This window comes from Nocardia sp. NPDC020380, assembly GCF_044386975.1.
Lineage (GTDB): Bacteria > Actinomycetota > Actinomycetes > Mycobacteriales > Mycobacteriaceae > Nocardia.
Genome location: NZ_JBIRVQ010000006.1, coordinates 455755 through 472461, shown reverse-complemented (window position 1 = coordinate 472461; position 16707 = coordinate 455755). Strand labels below are relative to the sequence as shown.

General features: G+C 66.7%; 17 protein-coding genes. 3 read left to right on the top strand and 14 right to left on the bottom strand.

The window, feature by feature from the left end; all coding sequences use genetic code 11:
- Window positions 1-41 precede the first annotated feature (41 nt).
- Both trpS and ACH438_RS18825 read right to left on the bottom strand, forming a co-directional pair.
- A complete protein-coding gene (gene trpS / locus ACH438_RS18830; protein ID WP_397006791.1) occupies window positions 42-1067 on the bottom strand; it encodes a tryptophan--tRNA ligase in 1026 nt (341 codons plus the stop codon).
- 162 nt (window positions 1068-1229) lie between these two features.
- Entirely contained in the window at window positions 1230-2165 is a 936-nt protein-coding gene (locus ACH438_RS18825; RefSeq protein ID WP_397006789.1) for an oxygenase MpaB family protein, read from the bottom strand.
- Window positions 2166-2260: 95 nt separating this feature from the next.
- On the opposite strand from ACH438_RS18825, the gene ACH438_RS18820 reads away from it, so the two are divergent.
- Window positions 2261-2908 carry a TetR/AcrR family transcriptional regulator gene (locus ACH438_RS18820; protein ID WP_397006787.1) on the top strand — a complete coding sequence of 216 codons (648 nt, stop codon included), beginning with the start codon at window positions 2261-2263 and terminating at the stop codon, window positions 2906-2908.
- 27 nt (window positions 2909-2935) lie between these two features.
- Here ACH438_RS18820 and ACH438_RS18815 read toward each other — a convergent pair whose 3' ends face one another.
- From ACH438_RS18815 to ACH438_RS18800, 4 genes are all read right to left on the bottom strand, one after another.
- Window positions 2936-4558, bottom strand: a complete 1623-nt coding sequence (locus ACH438_RS18815; protein WP_397006785.1) for a phospholipase C — start codon at window positions 4556-4558, stop codon at window positions 2936-2938.
- Window positions 4559-4676: 118 nt separating this feature from the next.
- Entirely contained in the window at window positions 4677-5171 is a 495-nt protein-coding gene (locus tag ACH438_RS18810; protein WP_397006783.1) for a barstar family protein, read from the bottom strand.
- Window positions 5171-5656 carry a ribonuclease domain-containing protein gene (locus ACH438_RS18805; RefSeq protein WP_397006781.1) on the bottom strand — a complete coding sequence of 162 codons (486 nt, stop codon included), beginning with the start codon at window positions 5654-5656 and terminating at the stop codon, window positions 5171-5173. Before ACH438_RS18805 ends, ACH438_RS18810 begins: the two co-directional genes overlap by 1 nt.
- Window positions 5653-6459 (bottom strand): exodeoxyribonuclease III, encoded by an 807-nt coding sequence (locus ACH438_RS18800; protein WP_397006779.1) that lies wholly within the window; start codon window positions 6457-6459, stop codon window positions 5653-5655. Before ACH438_RS18800 ends, ACH438_RS18805 begins: the two co-directional genes overlap by 4 nt.
- A 68-nt stretch (window positions 6460-6527) precedes the next feature.
- Here ACH438_RS18800 and ACH438_RS18795 point away from each other — a divergent pair, with 68 nt between their 5' ends.
- Window positions 6528-7382, top strand: a complete 855-nt coding sequence (locus ACH438_RS18795) for an alpha/beta fold hydrolase (protein WP_397006777.1) — start codon at window positions 6528-6530, stop codon at window positions 7380-7382.
- Window positions 7383-7461: 79 nt separating this feature from the next.
- Here ACH438_RS18795 and ACH438_RS18790 read toward each other — a convergent pair whose 3' ends face one another.
- Both ACH438_RS18790 and ACH438_RS18785 read right to left on the bottom strand, forming a co-directional pair.
- The gene (locus tag ACH438_RS18790) at window positions 7462-9012 is read right to left on the bottom strand and encodes a PTS ascorbate transporter subunit IIC (RefSeq protein ID WP_397006775.1); all 1551 of its coding nucleotides are present in this window, start codon (window positions 9010-9012) and stop codon (window positions 7462-7464) included.
- Between the two features lie 13 nt (window positions 9013-9025).
- A complete protein-coding gene (locus ACH438_RS18785) occupies window positions 9026-9829 on the bottom strand; it encodes a PTS sugar transporter subunit IIA (RefSeq protein WP_397006773.1) in 804 nt (267 codons plus the stop codon).
- Window positions 9830-9949: 120 nt separating this feature from the next.
- On the opposite strand from ACH438_RS18785, the gene ACH438_RS18780 reads away from it, so the two are divergent.
- Entirely contained in the window at window positions 9950-10783 is an 834-nt protein-coding gene (locus ACH438_RS18780) for an SAM-dependent methyltransferase (RefSeq protein WP_397006771.1), read from the top strand.
- 48 nt (window positions 10784-10831) lie between these two features.
- Here the strand turns inward: ACH438_RS18780 and ACH438_RS18775 are convergent, their stop codons facing one another.
- The 6 genes from ACH438_RS18775 to ACH438_RS18750 all read right to left on the bottom strand — a co-directional run bounded on the left by ACH438_RS18775 (window position 10832) and on the right by ACH438_RS18750 (window position 16537).
- Window positions 10832-11671 carry an SDR family oxidoreductase gene (locus ACH438_RS18775; protein ID WP_397006769.1) on the bottom strand — a complete coding sequence of 280 codons (840 nt, stop codon included), beginning with the start codon at window positions 11669-11671 and terminating at the stop codon, window positions 10832-10834.
- A gap of 72 nt (window positions 11672-11743) precedes the next feature.
- Window positions 11744-13012, bottom strand: a complete 1269-nt coding sequence (locus tag ACH438_RS18770; RefSeq protein ID WP_397006767.1) for an acyl-CoA dehydrogenase family protein — start codon at window positions 13010-13012, stop codon at window positions 11744-11746.
- A gap of 26 nt (window positions 13013-13038) precedes the next feature.
- On the bottom strand, window positions 13039-13917 hold the full coding sequence (locus ACH438_RS18765; RefSeq protein ID WP_397006765.1) for an SDR family oxidoreductase: 879 nt from the start codon (window positions 13915-13917) through the stop codon (window positions 13039-13041).
- 20 nt (window positions 13918-13937) lie between these two features.
- Window positions 13938-14801 (bottom strand): MaoC/PaaZ C-terminal domain-containing protein, encoded by an 864-nt coding sequence (locus tag ACH438_RS18760; RefSeq protein ID WP_397006763.1) that lies wholly within the window; start codon window positions 14799-14801, stop codon window positions 13938-13940.
- A 14-nt stretch (window positions 14802-14815) separates the two neighbouring features.
- Window positions 14816-15259, bottom strand: coding sequence for an SRPBCC family protein (locus ACH438_RS18755; protein WP_397006761.1), 444 nt, complete (start codon window positions 15257-15259; stop codon window positions 14816-14818).
- Between the two features lie 72 nt (window positions 15260-15331).
- The gene (locus ACH438_RS18750; RefSeq protein ID WP_397006759.1) at window positions 15332-16537 is read right to left on the bottom strand and encodes a lipid-transfer protein; all 1206 of its coding nucleotides are present in this window, start codon (window positions 16535-16537) and stop codon (window positions 15332-15334) included.
- Window positions 16538-16707 lie beyond the last annotated feature (170 nt).

The following is a 16707-nucleotide window of genomic DNA, read 5'->3' as shown; positions in this document are numbered from 1 at the left end:
CGCCACCTCCGCACACTCGGGCGCGCGGCGGCGGTCCGGGCTCAGCGGGCCAGGAAGCCCACCCGGTCGTACACCTGCGCGAGAGTCTTCCCGGCGACCTCCCGTGCCCGCTCCGCGCCCGCGGCGAGGATGCGATCGAGTTCACCCTGGTCAGACATGTATTCTTGCACCTTCGCGCGCAGCGGTGTCACGAACTCGATGAGCGCGTCGGCGGTATCGGATTTCAGGTCACCGTAACCCTTACCCGCGTAATCCTGCTCCAGCGTGACGACCGGGGTGTCGGTGAGCGAGCTGAGGATGACCAGCAGGTTGCTGACGCCCGGCTTGGTCTCCGGGTCGTAGCGGATCTCGCGGTCGGTGTCGGTGACCGCGGAGCGGATCTTCTTGGCCGACACCTTGGGATCGTCGAGCAGGTTGAGCAGGCCCGCGTCGCTGGACGCCGACTTGCTCATCTTGGCGGTCGGGTCCTGCAGGTCGTAGATCTTGGCGGTGCCGGTGACGATGTGCGGTTCGGGCACCACGAAGGTCTTCTTGTAGCGGGTGTTGAAGCGCTGCGCCAGGTTTCGGGTGAGCTCCAGGTGCTGGCGCTGATCCTCGCCGACCGGCACCAGCTGGGCGCGGTAGAGCAGGATGTCGGCGGCCATCAACACCGGGTAGGTGAACAGGCCGACGGTGGCATTGTCGGCGCCCTGCTTGACCGACTTGTCCTTGAACTGGGTCATGCGGCTGGCCTCGCCGAAGCCGGTGATGCAGTTCAGCACCCACGAGAGTTCGGCGTGCTCGGGCACCTGTGACTGCACGAACAGCGTGGACTTCTTCGGGTCCAGGCCGAGGGCGAGCAGCTGGGCGGCCGAGACCTTGGTGCGCTTGCGCAGTTCCTTCGGATCCTGCGGCACCGTGATGGCGTGCAGGTCGGGGATGAAGTAGAAGGCGTCGTAGTCGTCCTGCAGGCGCACCCAATACTGCAGTGCGCCAAGGTAGTTGCCGAGGTGGAAGGAATCGCTCGTCGGCTGGATGCCGGAAAGGACCCGCTGCTTGCGTTCGGCACTAGGTTCAGGACTCGCCATACGCTGAGCTTAATTCGCCCCTCCGCTACGCTCCGGGGCGGGTTCGCGGCCCCGAAGTCTCGATCTTCCCTCCCTCCGCTCCTCCGCTACGCTCCCCCGCTCCACTCAGTCCAGACCGAGCCGGCCGCGAACATGCGGGTATCAGCGCTGATAGAAGCCTGGTCAGGCGCCGAGCCTAGCGGCGAGCGGGCGCGGATCCACCCCCGGCATACTCGGCCGGCCGGCGTGGACCAGCTGTTGTTCGCGCCGGGTGAGCATGCGATAGAAGGGGTGACTGGGGCCGGTCATGGGGCCGCGGAGGGGGTTGGGGATGAGCGGCGGGGCGAAGTGCGCGGTGCGGATGGCACGGGTGAGGCCGCGGAAGGCGAGTTCCTCGCGGATGCCCCAAGCCAGGCCGTACATATCGCGGATGCGGGGTGGCAGGCTGCCCTGGACCAGCAGGGAGAAGCTGCTCAGGGCCTGGTTGAGCGGGGCGGGCAGGGGGTTCGCGATGCGGCTGCCCATCAGATACGAGCCGACCAGTTCGGCTTCCTCGGTGAGGTACAGCTCGTCCGAGGCGAGGTAGCCGTCGAAGTACTCGCGGAATTCGCGGTAGCTGTCCGGCGCGGCGTCGCGCGGCATGCCGAAGAGCTCACCCCAGCGCACATAGTCCTGGTAGAGGCCCTCGCGCTCCTTGTCATTGAGCCTGCGGACCAGCAGATCGTGCATGACCTCGGCCGAGTCGAAGGTGAAGGCCATGGTCATGAACATGAGGTGCGGATCGCGCGCGGAGTACCGGCTGCCGGCGGGGTGGTGGTCGCCCGCGTCCTCGGGCAGGACGCCGTTGACCTTCAGGTGCTTCTTGTTCGTGAAGGCCCGGGCCCGATCGGCTTCGGCCTTGCTGCCGAGGGAGACGGCTTCGAAGAGCCTGCCGGTGAGGGCGAGTCGCGTATAGGGCGTGGTCCGATGCTCGGTGTTCTCCGCGGTGCCGACGTAGAGCAGCGGGTTGACGGCGCCGATGACCAGCGCGCGCTGCCCGTAGGTGAGTCCGACGGCCCGTTTGCGCATGACGCGCCGGATCATCGAATCGTCGGAAAAGTAGCCGTCGGGTGCGGGCATCGTTGCCTCCTCATCACATCTGGAAACAGACTCCCCCAGATGCGCGAATCTGGCAAGGTATGTCACCAGAATTGCGGCCGTGCCAGAATCGGACCGTGACCGGCCAACGGACCTACGGCGGCGTCTCCGCCGAAGAACGCCGCGCCCAGCGCCGCACCGCCCTGCTGGACGCCGCCCTCGACATCCTGGGTGACCAGGGCATCGACAAACTCACCGTCTCCGCCCTCTGCCAGGGCGCGGGCCTCAACGAGCGCTACTACTACGAGAACTTCGACAGCCGCGAGGCCGTGCTCACCGCCCTCTTCGACGCCATCGCCGAAGAACTCGCCACGGCACTGCTCGGCGCGCTACAGGGCGCCCCCGCCGATTCGCGCGGCAAGGCGCACGCCGCCATCACCGCCGGCATCCACGTCCTCACCGACGACCCGCGCAAGGCCCGCGTCGCCCTCCTGATCAGTTCCGCCACACCGGAACTCCGCGCCCGCACCACGCACACCATCCGCGCCTTCGCGAGCCTGGTCGCCGCCGAGGGCGTCGACTTCTATCAGCCCGACACCGAGATGGATCCGGTGATCCGTTTCCGCGCAACCTATCTCGTCGGCGGCCTGGTGCAGGCCCTCGATTCCTGGCTGCAGGGCGTGCTGCCCATGACCCGCGACGAACTCATCGACCACACCACCGATGTCTTCGTGCTGCTGGCCGAAGACCTCGCGGCACAGCACCGCCCGGCCTCTTCGCACTGAAAAGGCCGGGCGGTCAAGGCAATACCGCTAGTTCGCCGCGCCCGTCTTCGGGTCGAGAGCGAGGACCGGCTGGGGCTTGCCGTTGAAATCGAACATCGAATCGATGGCGCCGGCCTTGGCGTCGTACGAGTCGCCGCCGATGCGGCCGGTCTTCCAGTTGTCCTCGATGAAGCGCAGCACGGAGGACTGATCGGTCATGGTGTGATCCACGAAGTTGGCCTTCGCGTACGGCGAGATGACCATCAGCGGCAGTCGCGGGCCGTGACCGCAGCGGCCCTGGAAGGTGGCCGGGCTGCTGTTGCCGCCGGTGCAGACGCCGGGACCGTCGAGCAGGTCCGAATCGGACTTGGACGGGGTCACGATCTGCGAGGCCTTGTGGTCGTACCAGCCGTCGGAGTCGTCATACGCGATGACGACCGCGGTGTCCTTCCAGTCGGGAAGCTTCTGCAGGTGGTTGATGGTCTCCACCAGGAACTGCTGCTCGTCCAGCGGATCCGAGTAGCCGGCGTGGCCGTCCTGGTAGCCGGCCGCCTTCAGGTAGCTCACCGACGGCATATTGCCGGAGTCGGCGGCGGCCCAGAAGTCGGACAGGTCGTACTGGTGGTTGGCCTGATCGCTCTGCCCGATCTTGTCCACCGCGCTCGGCGGCAGGTGGTGCGGGTTCGCGGTCGAGGCGTAGAACTGGAACGGCTCGTGGTGCGGGATGTAGTCGTCCTTGGTGCCGAACGCCTTGTCACCGGTCTTGCCGGTACCGCCCAGCGCCACACCCACGTTGTGGTTGGCGCCGCAGATGGCCTTGCCGTTCCTGGTATCGGTCGGCTTGAAGCCACCTTCGAAGAAGCCCCAGGTGACGTTCTTCTTGTTCAGCAGATCACCGATATTGTTGCCGGACAACTGGACCTGGTCACGGTCGGAGCAGTCGTCGCCGTACGGCTGCGCGTCATCGATCAGGGTGCCCTGCCCGCCGCCCGCGTTCTCCACCACATCGGTCGACGGGAACGGCTTGCCTCCGGGCATGAATTCCTTTGTCACGCCATGTGTCTGACCCGAGACCAGATTGATCGCGCCGATCGCGGACGGGCCGAAAGTGGTGCCGTACGAGTTGTCGCTCATGGCGTGGTGCTGAGCATAGTTCCACAGCGCCGTCACCGAGTTGCCGTCGTAGTAGCCCATGACCAGGCCCTTCGGGCCGTACAGCGGCGACTTGCAGTCGGAGCCCGCGGCGACCTCGGTCTTCTGGACGAACTGATCCATCTTCCGGCCGTCGAACGCGGCCTGCTCGTCCTTGTAGGTGTGGTCCTGATCGCAGGTGAGCTGCTGATCCGGGCCGCCCAGCCGGACGGGCTGGAAGAGGTTGGGGTTCTTGGTCAGCAGATCCGGGGTCAGACCGTCCACCTGCGGCGTGTTCGGCAGCGCCGTGAACTTGGTGCCGTCGGTGTTCGCCGCGTGCGGGTAGGTGCCGAAGTAGTGATCGAAGGAGACGTTCTCCTGGAAGATCACCACCACATGCTTGATCGGCGTGGCCGTGTCGGTGTCCGGGCCGGCGGCTTTGTCCGACGAACACGACGTGGCACTCAGCGCGAGCAGCGCGGTGAACGCGGCGGCAGCGCGGCTTCGTTTGCCGAAGCGACTACGAGCCGAGGCTGGCATGGAACCTCCAAGGTCGATCCGGATCGCCGGGATACGGCGATCGCATAATCGTGACCTTCGCAGCGTGCACCGGACGGTTGGGGGTTCGCAGGTGAACGCGAGCGGAAACTCCGGTGAATCAAGCCTGCGGAGTTTCCGGGTCCAAAGCGAGCGATACCGCGTCCATCCCCGGCGGGGTAGCGTCCTGCAGCACCACCCGGAACGGGGTGCCGCGCTTCGCCCAGGTGGCCGCGCAGTCGTCCATGGCCTCGATGAACCAGTCGCGTTCGGCCGGCTGCTGGTCCAGCAGCAGCGCCGCATTCCGCACCACCACCACGTATCCCGCCGCGGGACCCACGAAATCGTCGAGGTCACGCAGGCATTCGTCGAACGCGTCCTTGTTCTCGCCGAAATAGTAGGGGAATTGGAAGGCGGCCGCGAACTCGTCGAAAACCGCTGCGACGGTGCGCATCTTGCGGCCGCGCAACTCCCGCGCGACGTAATCGCCCGGAATCCGGTAGCGCACTCCGGAGAACTCGGCCGCCCCGATCGGCAGCACGCCGAGTACCGGGGTCGCAGTGGCCTCGGAAACCGCTGGAGCGGTGAGGAATCGGGACAACGATAGCTCGGTCATCAGCGCATCCTCGTGAAGGTCTTGTAATGGTCACCGGTGTAGTAGGCGGAACCGTCACTGCCGGTGATGATGCGCTGGGCGTCACGGGTCTGGCCGGGAATCTTCGGATTCACGTCCCACTCCTGATAACTGATGCGCTTCCCGGACGAATCCGTCCGCGGCAGCTGGCCGTCCCGATTGTTCCAGGTATCGCCCCCGTGCGTGCCGGGCGAGTTCGCGGACCCGGGCCAGCGCCCGGCATCGATCTCCGTCAGCGTCCGATACGCCTGATCCGGCACACCCGGCACCTTGGCCAGCTGCTCACTCGCCGGTGATTTGGCGCCGGGCTTGGGCGCGGTCGTCTTGCCGACCGCCGACGTAGCCGCCGGCTGCGAGGCATTCGAACTCTTGTGGTCGGTGGCGCGCGACGCGATGAAGGCGGCCAGCACCAGCACGAGCGCGACGCCCAGCAGCGGCCAGGCGCGCGACTTCCCCGAAACCTTCATCGGTACTGCACCGTCACCGGCGCGTGGTCCGACCAGCGCTCGGCATAGGTGGCCGCCCGCTCCACCACCGCCTGCTTGGCGCGGGTGGCGATCTCGCCACGCGCCAGCTGGTAGTCGATGCGCCAACCGGCATCGTTGTCGTAGGCGCGGCCACGGTACGAGTGCCAGCTGTACGGTCCGGGCACCCCGGGATTCAGGTCCCGCACCACATCGCGATAGCCCGCCGCCAGCATGGACGAGACCCACGCGCGTTCCTGCGGCAGGAAGCCGGCGTTCTTGACGTTGCCCTTCCAGTTCTTGATGTCCAGTTCGGTGTGCCCGATATTCCAGTCACCCATGATCACGAAATCCCGGGTGACGGCGGTCATGCGCGCACCGATGGCATCGAGGAAGCGGTACTTCTCGTCCTGCAAGGGCGTATCCGCCTCGCCGGTATGGACATACACGCTGGCCACCGTCAGCTCACCGAAGTCCGCCTCGATGTAGCGGCCCAGCTCCGCGAATTCCGCTACCGGAGACCAGGTTCCGGCATTGTCGACACCGACCCCGATGCGCACGGCATCGGGCTCGTGCCGCGACAGGATCGCCACGCCCGCACGCCCCTTCACCCCGGGCTCGGCATGGCTCAGAAACCAGCCCGCATCCAGTGCGGGGGCGAGCACAGCACGTGTTTGCTCATCGGTCGCCCTGGTCTCCTGCAGGGACACGATGTCGGCTTCGGTGTCCGCCAGCCACGCGAGCAGCCCCTTGCCCGCGGCCGCGCGCACGCCATTGACGTTTACCGTACTAATGATTTTGGGCACACTACGACCGTACAATGCGGCTTACACACTTCTCCGCGGACACCGAGGTCCAGGAAGGGGTGACGACGATGACGTCAGGCACCACCAGGCCCACACCCCCGCTCACGCCCATGAAGGCGATTCACGCCGGCTCCGGCGACCCGCTGCTCCTCTTGCACGGATTCATGATGTCCCCGCACTGCTGGGAACAGGTCGCGCAGCGGATGGCCGGACATTGCGAAGTATTCGCTCCCGCCTTCGCGGGGCATTGGGGCGGACCCGATTTCAACGGCTGGTACATCGATGTGAGCGCGCTGGCCGACCGGGTCGAGGATCAACTCGACGAATTGGGGTGGCGCACCTGCCATATCGCGGGCAATTCGCTCGGCGGCTGGGTCGGATTCGAACTGGCCCGGCGGGGACGGGCCCGCACCCTCACCGCCATCGCGCCCGCGGGCGGGTGGGAGACGCCCTCCACGCTGCAACTGCGGGTCGGGCTGAAATTCCTGTCCATGGTGCCGTTCGTGGAGATCGGTAAGCGGTTGCCGCACGCCCTCTCCTACAGCGCGCCGGCGCGGCAGGCCGTGGCATTCCTGCTCAGCAAGAACACGTCGGCGGCCTCGCGGCGCGGGATCGAGGCGGCCATCACGTCCGCCATGAACTGCAAAGCCATGCTGCCCATGCTGGTCAGCGGGCTGCGCTTCCCGGCACTGGAGGATCTGTCCACGCTGCGGACGCCGGTGCGGCTGCTCATGTGCGAGAACGACCGGGTCATCCCGAATCGGCTGTACGCCAAGCGCTTCCTGCAGGAACTCCCCGACTCCGCCGACCGCATCCTGGTCCACGATGTCGGCCACGTCCCGATGCTGGAGGCCCCGGACCGCATCGCCACCCTGATCGCCGAACACGTCTACGCCTCGCGCACGCGCCTGCGGGCGGTATAGGAACTCTTGTAGTTCGCGGCTCCACCTCCCTGCGCCGGGGCAAGCCCCTGAAACCCCGAACCACCACGGGAAGCGCTGCTCAGTCCAGTGGGGGCGGCGGGGCCGGGGCGCCCTGCGGGATCGGGATGCGGCCATAGGTTTTCAGGCCCGACTGGGCCGTCACGGCGGAAACGGCCGGGGTGGCTTCGATTCCGAGCGCGGCATCGCGGGCCGCGCCCGGGTCCCAGCCTTTAGCGACCACGTTGACCTGGACAGCGATCGCGCCGAGCAGGATCACCACGCCGATCGCCAGGCATGCCACCACCGCGCCCGCGCCGCCGAGTTTGGCCGCCAGGCCGATGGCGGTGCCGAACCAGCCGAAGTCGGCGTCGCCGAAGGTGGTGTTCTCTTCACCGAAGGGGCCCAGCACTTTCAGCAGGATCGCGGGCAGGAAGGTGATGAGGACACCGTTCGCGAAGGCGCCCAGCACCGCGCCGCGCCGGCCGCCGGTGGCATTGCCGTAGACGCCCGCCGCACCACCGGTGAAGAAGTGCGGCACCAGCCCGGGCAGCACCAGCGCCAGGCCGAACAGCGGGTTGAAGACCCAGGACAGCAGGCCCAGGCTGATCAACCCGCCCGCGAAGCTGCTGAGGAACCCGATGAGCACCGCATTCTGCGCGTACGGGAACACGATCGGCGCGTCGAGGGCCGGAATCGCGCCCGGCACAACCTTTTCCGCGATGCCCTGGAAGGCGGGCACCAGCTCGCCCAGGATGGTGCGCACACCGAACAGGATCACGGCCACCGCGATCCCGAAGTACAGGCCCTGCTGCACCGATTTCATCAGGTAGTTGCCGACATTCGTGGCCCCGCCCTCGAAGGCCGCGAACGCGGTGTCCTGCCCCTTGCGCCCCAGGTAGGCGAGCGCCAGCACCAGGTACAGCAGCACCATGGACAGCGCCGTCGCCACCATGGAATCGCGCAGGAACCGCAGTCCCTCGGGCAGATTCATCTCCTCGGTGCTGCGGCTGCGCTTCCCGACCAGCTGCCCGGTCGCGCCCGCGGCGATATAGCCCGCCGTGCCGAAATGCCCGATGGCCACTTCGTCACCGCCGGTGATCCGCCGCGTCCAGGACTGCGCCAGTGCCGGGAACGACACCATGACGATGCCGAGCAGGATGCCGCCCGCGATCACCACCACCGGCGTCGACAGCCCGGCCACCGCCATCACCATGGTCAGCAGCGTCGCCATGAACAGCATGTGATGCCCGGTGAGGAAGACGTACCGCAGCGGCGTCAGCCGGGCCAGCAGCAGGCTGATGGCGAAGCCCAGGATCATCAGCCAGGTCACCCGCGCCCCGTACTCCTGTTGCGCGATGGCCACGATGGCCTCGTTGGTGGGGATGACGCCGTGTGCGCCGAGCGCGCCCTGGATCATGGTGCCGAGCGGTTTCAGCGACTCCACCACCAGTCCGGCGCCCGCCCCGATGAGCAGGAAGCCCAGCGTGGCCTTGATGGCGCTGCCGATGACCTGCCCGGCCGAGCGGCGCAGCGCGATCAGGCCGACCGCGGTGATGATGCCGATCAGATAGGCGGGCTGGCTGAGGATTTCATTGACGACGAACTGGGCTATGGCCAGTACGACATGCATGCTGCCCGCCTTCCTAGACGTCGAAGAGTTCCCGCAGCGCGTGATCGACTTCGGCTGCGCTGGTGAAGTTCTGGATCACGCGCACCGGAATGCCCACGTCGCCCAGTGTTTTCGCGATCTCACCGGAGGTGAGCACGGCCGCCGCCTCCCCGGCCTTGCCCTTGGCGGAGATGGTGTCGGTGGCCTCGACGGTGATGTACGGCGACCAGTGCCAGCGATCCAGCACCGATTCGAGGGTGGATTTCAGGAACAGGCTGGTGCCCACGCCATTGCCGCAGACGGTGAGGATCCGCAATGGCCCGGACCGCGGTTTACCGGGGGCGACAGCGGCGGGAGCCGGCGCCGCGCTGCCTCCGGCAGCGGCGATGGCCGCATCGTCCAGCAGCAGGGCGCGCAATTGCCGGGGCGTCTGCACATCGCGCAGCAACTTGTCCGCACCCGGTTCGAGCAGCACCTTCGCGAGCGCCGCCATGGCGTCGGTGTGCACGTCGGAATCGGCGGCGGCCAGGGCGACCACCAGGTCGACGGGATCATTGGGGCTCCCGAATTCGACCGGGGTCTCCAGCCGCACCCAGGACATTCCGGTCCGGTGCACCGCCGGTGAGGGCCGGGCGTGCGCGAAGGCGAAACCGGGCGTGATGACGATGTACGGCCCGTTGTCCTCGACATTGCGGATCATCTCGTCCGTATAGTCGCCGGTCGCCACTCCGGTCGCGACCAGCAACGCGCCGGCGGCCCGGATCGCCGCCCGCCAGTCGCTCGCGCTCCCACGCAGATCGATCGCTTCCGGAGGGAGCAAATCCACCAGGGCAGTCATGCCCCGATCCTCGCACGCACCCCGGCTGATCACGGGTTACCGGGAACCGCGCGCCGGAACCTGCCCGCTTCCATAGGATTACTGGCACAACGGAGTCACTCGGACAGGGGTGAAGCAGTAATGACCGACCAACCGCAGGTTGATCAGACGAAGCCGAGCATCGCACGCGTCTACGACTATCTCCTCGGCGGCAAGGACAACTATGCCGCCGATCGTGAGATCGGGGATTTCTTCATCAAGGACCTGCCCGGCTCGGTCGACATCGCGTACGCCAACCGGAACTGCCTGGTACGCGCCGTCGGCGAGATGGCGGCGGACGGGGTGTACCAGTTCATCGATATGGGCAGTGGCCTGCCCACCGCCGACAATGTGCATCAGGTCGCGCAGCGGCACAATGCGAATGCGCACGTCGTGTACGTGGACAATGACCCGATCGTGCTGGCGCACGGGCGCGCGCTGCTGGAAACCGATGACCGCACCACCGTCATCCACGCCGATATGCGCGAGGCCGAGGCCATCCGGCAGCATCCGGATGTGCAGCGGCTCATCGACTTCGAGCAGCCGGTGGCCATCATCTTCAGCGCCATCCTGCACCACCTCAACGAGGACGAGAAGCCGTCCGAGATCGTGCGCTTCTGGACCGAGCAGATCCCGTCCGGCAGCCCGGTCTACATCTCGCACTTCCTGTCCGGCAGCACCGAGGAAACCCAGGCCGCCGAGGCGAAACTGCAGACCACCTTCGGCCGCGGCCGCTGGCGCACCGACGAGGAGATCCTCGCCCTCTTCGGCGACCTGGAGATCCAGGACCCCGGCCTGGTGCCCTGCTCGCAGTGGCGGCCCGCCGCACAGCAGGACGACGACGAGGACGAGGACATCCCCCGGATCGGTTCCGCCACACACGAATTGACGGTGTGGGAACAACTCATCGCCGCCGCCCTCGCCCGCAAGCCCTGATCGGCAGCCGATAGCAGCGCGAACCCGTTTCCCGGAACGGGTTCGCGCTCAGTCATTTTCGCCGCGCGCCCGCCGCTCGTAGGCCTGCCGCGCCGCCTGATCGACATCATCGAGGAACAGGTGCTCCTGCCCGAACCGGCGGCCCAGGAATTCGGTCACCACACGCGGCAGCACCTTCTGCAGTGCGATGAGCGCCCCGGCCGTCCGGGTGACCGATACCCGCGCCCGCGGCTTCTCCAGCAAGCCCGCCACGGCAGCGGCGATCTCCGCCGGCTCCGCGTTCCGGAAACCCTTGACGCCCTTGGTTCCCGCCACCAATTCGGTATTGGTGAAGGTGGGCAGCACCGCCGAGAACTCCACCCCGGTATCCCGATGCTCCACCCGCAGCGCTTCGGTCAGCGACAGCACCGCCGCCTTGCTGGCGCAATAGGTGGCCAGCCCCGGCGTCGGCGTCTCCGCCGCCAGCGAGGCGATGTTCACCACGTGCCCACGCCCGCGCGGCACCATGCGCTGCGCCGCGAGCTTGCTCCCCAGCAGCACCCCGTACACATTGATATCGAGGATCCGCCGCGTCACCCGATCCGGTTCGTCCACGAACGCGCCGGCCGGCATGATCCCGGCATTGTTGATCAGCACATCGATCGGCCCGAGCTGCCGCTCCACCTCATCCAGAAAGGCCGAGAACGACTCCGGATCCGTGACATCCAGCTTCCCGTACACATCCAGCCCGAGCCCCGCCCCGGACTCCTTCACCGTCGGCTCGTCCACATCCCCGATGGCCACCCGAGCCCCCAGATCGCGCAACCCCCGCGCGGTAGCGAGCCCGATGCCCCGCGCCCCGCCCGTGATCACCACGACCTTGCCGGAAATCACTGCTGCTTCGGTCATTCCATTCCTCCCAAGGGTCGACCATCCGGCGAGCCGAATGAACCTGCTGCGGGCAGCATTATGCGCACTCGTTCACTGGCCGAGCAGGCCCTTGGCCACGTGGGTTATCTGAATCTCGTTGGAGCCCGCGTAGATCATGAGGGACTTGGCGTCACGAGCCAGTTGCTCGACGTGGTACTCGGACATGTAGCCGTTGCCGCCGAACAATTGGACGGCGTCCATGGCGACATCGGTGGCGGTCTCCGAGCAGTAGAGCTTCATGGCGGAGGCCTCGGCGAGCGTCGGCGGCTTGCCGGCGCGGGAGCGGTCCAGGGCCATGAACACCATGTTCCGGACGTTGATGCGGGCGACCTCCATCTTGGCCAGCTTGAGCTGGATGAGCTGGAAGCGGCCGATCTCCTGACCCCACAGCTTGCGCTGCTTGGCGTAATCCACGCAAAGCCGGTGACATTCGTTGACGATGCCCAGCGCCATGAACGCCACGCCGATGCGTTCGGCGGTGAAACTCGAACGGGCGCTTTCCCGTCCGTCGCCGCCCTTGTGCTCCTCGGTCTCGCCGAGCAGCCGGTCCTTGGACAGCCGGACATTGTCGAAGAACAGTTCACCGGTGGGTGAGGCGTGCAGGCCCATCTTCTTGAACGGCTTGCCCTGGGTGAAGCCCTCCATGCCCTTGTCCAGCACGAAGGTCAGCACCTTGCGATCCCGCTTGGCCACCTCGGCGCCCTCGTCGAGCTTGGCGTAGACGACGATGGTGTCGGCGTAGGGACCGTTGGTGATGAAGGTCTTCTGCCCGTTGAGGATGTAGTCCTCACCGTCGCGGCGCACATAGGTCTTCATGCCGCCGAACGCGTCGGAACCCGAGTCAGGTTCCGTGATCGCCCATGCCGCAACCTTTTTCATGGTCACGATATCGGGCAGCCAGCGTTCCTTCTGCGCCAGCGTGCCGCGCGACAGAATGGTGGTGGCCCCGAGACCGATGCTCACGCCCATGGCGGTGACCAGGCCCATGCACACCCCGGACAGTTCGCTGACCAGCACCGCCATCAGCGATTCCTGACCGGAGAACGGGCCGCCGTCCCCGTCGCCGGAGCGTTCCTTCTTCTCCGGCAGCGGCTCCCCCGCCGCGAGCGCTTCCTCCCGCTTGCGTTGCCGCGCCAGCAGTTTGGTGATCGACTCCTCGCCGAGGGCGTCGATCCCGAACTCGCTGAACAGTTTCCGGATGATCGGGTACGGCAGCAGTTCGCCGCTGTCCAGCTCGTCCAGGTGCGGGCGGATCTCCTTGTCGATGAAACCGCGGACCGCGCCGCGGATCAGCTCATCGGTCTCGGACCATTCGAACATCGTTGTTCTCCCAGGGGATGCGGGGTTCAGGGCAGGCGCGCGCCGATATCGTCGATCAGCCACGGCCCTTCGGTCTCGATGGTCTTGACGTCGTGCCAGCCGGCCAGCTCCGAGATGGCCCCGCCCTGCACCGCGAACACCTTGCCGGTGATCGGGCACTTCTCGGTGGCCAGATACGCCACCAGCGGGGAGATGTTCGCCGGGCTGAAGGCATCGAACTCGCCCTCTTCCAGCCCCGCCTGCTGCGCCGCCATCATCTCGCCCATGCCCGGCGTGGCCAGCGTGAGCCGGGTCCGCGCGATGGGCGCGATGGCGTTCACGCGCACCCCGTAGCGGGCCAGCTCATCCGCCGCCACCAGGGTGAGCGCGGCGATGGCGGCCTTGGCGGCGCCGTAGTTCGCCTGCCCCGCGTTCGGCACCGTGGTGCCCGACGCCGACGCCGTATTGATCACCGCGGCGACCGGCTGGTTGCCCGCCTTGGACTGGTCCTTCCAGTACGCCGACGCGTGATGCAGCACTGCCGCGTGCCCCTTGAGGTGCACGGCGATGACCGCGTCCCACTGCTGTTCGTCGATGCCCGCGATGAACGCGTCCCGCAGGATGCCCGCATTGTTGACCACGACATCGAGCCGCCCGAACTCCGAAACCGCCTGCGCCACCAGGCTCTTCGCGCCCTCCCAGTCCGCCACGCTGTCGGTGTTCGCGATCGCCCGCCCCCCTGCGGCGATGATCTCGTTCACGACCTCCTGCGCCGGACCGGTGTCCGCGCCCTCACCGGCATTGCTGCCGCCGAGGTCGTTCACCACGACCGCCGCTCCTTCGCGGGCGAACAGCAGCGCATGTTCCCGGCCGATGCCACGCCCGGCACCGGTGATGATGGCAACCCGACCGTCGAGTGCACCCATGAAATGTCTCCTAGCTGAAGTTAATCGGCGATCTCGGCGAGGCCGTCACCGAGGACGACGTCGTCACCACGGACAGTGCGGAAGGCATAGGTCGTGATCCCGTTCTCGGAGCCGACCTTCCAGATCTGCGTCTCCAGATCGTCATTCGGGAAGACCATCTTGGAGAAGCGCACGGCATAGCGGCGCAGCTTGCTCACATCCGAACCCGCGACCTGCTGCAGGACACCCCAGGAGGACATGGCCATGGTGCACAGGCCGTGCGCGATGATCCCGGGCAGCCCGGCATCCTTCGCGACCTGGTCATCCAGGTGCAGCGGCACCGGATCACCCGAGGCCGGGGAGTACCGGTAGGTCTGGTCGGCGTCCACGTGGGCGGTGGCGGTGGCCAGCGGCGGCTGCTCGGCCAGCGCGGCATCGAACCGGTGCGCCGGGGCGTTCTCGCCGACCTGTGGGCCGGCATTCACATTCCGGAAGAACGCGGTCAGGTACTGCTCGTTGACCAGTTCCCCGTCCTCGGCGCGGGTTTCGATGAGGATGGTGATGGTGGACCCGTTGTCCTTGCCCTCGAACCCGATGGCCTTGGCGCGCGCCACCAGCTTGTCGCCGGGCCGGATCGGCCGGTGGAAGTGGAAGTCCTGCTCCCCGTGCACCACCCGGCCGAAGATGTCCATCGGCGCCACGTCGATGACCGGCATCATCATGGCCTCGAAGACCGGGACGATGGCGAACACCGGCGGCGCCACCTCACCTTTCAGGTGCGCTGCGATGGGATCGTTGGTGGCGGCGGCATATTCGGCGATCCGCTCCCGCAGGACCTCGAACGACTCCTCGTCCGACCAGGTATCCAGACCGGACTTGTCGAATTCGACTGCCGTCGAAGCCATATCGCCTTGTCCACTCACCGGCTTGCCGCCGTGGCGAGAGCGTCGAGCGCGGCGAGAGTCTTGTCCAGCTGAGTGAGGCCATCCTTCTCGACCGCCTTGCCCAGCGCGCCCTTGATCAGCGCGCCCTCGAAATCACCGGAGACGGAGAACTTGGAGCCATTGCCCTCGGGAGTGATCTCGAAGGAGAACCGCACCTTCACACCCGCCATGCCGGTTCCGCTGAGCACCAGCTTGTTCGGCGTTTCGACGGACTCGACCACCCACTCGATCTTGTTCGCCATGCCCAGCATCATGATCTTCGCGGTCAGCTTGGCGCCCGGAGCCAGCACGGCCGGCGGCTCCTCCATCCAGCGCTCGTGAATGGAGAACCACTTGTCCCAAGTCTGCGGGTCGGAGACGACAACCCACAGCCCCTCAGGGGTCGCGTTGAGATCTTTGCTGGCTTCGATGTGTCCCATGAGAATTGCTCCTTTACCTCCCGCAATCCCGGCCCAGCCAGGATTGCGGGCAATTACGGAAGTTGAGGTGGCTCAGCGCTCGGCGCGCTGGTAGGCGGTGATGACGGCCGCGCCGCCGAGTCCGATGTTGTGCTGCAGGGCAGCGGTGACATTGCCGACCTGCCGCTTGTCGGCGGTGCCGCGCAGCTGCCAGGTGAGCTCACTGCACTGCGCCAAACCTGTTGCACCCAAGGGATGTCCCTTGGAGATGAGCCCGCCGGACGGGTTCACGACCCACTTGCCGCCGTAGGTGGTCTGGTTCTCGTCGATGAGCTTCGCGGCCTCGCCCTCGGCGCAGAGCCCGAGCGCCTCGTAGGTCAGCAGCTCGTTGGCGGAGAAGCAGTCGTGCAGTTCGATGACCTGGAAGTCCTCGGGCCCGAGCCCGGCCTGGTCGTAAACCTTGCGCGCGGCTTGCACATTCATGTCGTAGCCGATGAGGTTCTTGGCCGACCCGTCGAAGGTGGAACCGTAATCGGTGGTCATGGCCTGCCCGACGATCTCCACCGCCTGCCGCGACAGATCGTGGCGGTCCACGAAGTCCGCGGAGGCCAGGATGACCGCGCCCGAACCGTCGGAGGTGGGCGAGCACTGCAGCTTGGTGAGCGGGTCGTAGATCATCCGCGAGGCCAGGATGTCCTCGAGCGAGTACTCGTCCTGGAACTGCGAGTACGGATTGTTCACCGAGTGCTTGTGGTTCTTGTAGCCGATCTTGGCGAAATGCTCGGCGGTGGTGCCGTACTTCTTCATGTGCTCACGGCCGGCCGCGCCGAACATCCACGGCGCCACCGGGAACAGCACCTCGGAGATCTCGGCGAGCGCCATGATGTGCCGGGCCATGGGCTGCTCGCGGTCGTCCCAGGTGGAACCCAGCGAGCCCGGCTGCATCTTCTCGAACCCGAGGGCGAGGGTGCAGTCCGCCAGCCCGCCCCGGATCGCCTGTGCCGCAAGGTAGAGCGCGGTGGATCCGGTGGAGCAGTTGTTGTTGACGTTCAGGACCGGGATGCCGGTCGTGCCCAGCTCGTACACCGCGCGCTGGCCGGAGGTGGATTCGCCGTAGACGTAGCCGACGTACGCCTGCTCGACTTCCCGGTAATCGATTCCGGCATCCGCGAGGGCTTTGGTCCCCGACTCCCGGGCCATGTCCGGGTAGTCCCAGGCACTGCCGTCCTCGTTCTTGCGCCGCCCCGGCTTCTCGAACTTCGTCATGCCGACGCCGACGACGTAGACCTTGTTCGTCATCGAACTCCTCACATAGGGGAACGAAACAAACATACAAAGCCGTATGTAAATGAGCAAGGGGGTGCGGTGAAGTCTGGCCGGAATGCACAAGATCAACAGGTGGGAATCGTGCGCGCGGACATACCGCGGTGCCGGTCGAAAACCCGCCGGAATACGAGTGAGCGCCCGTT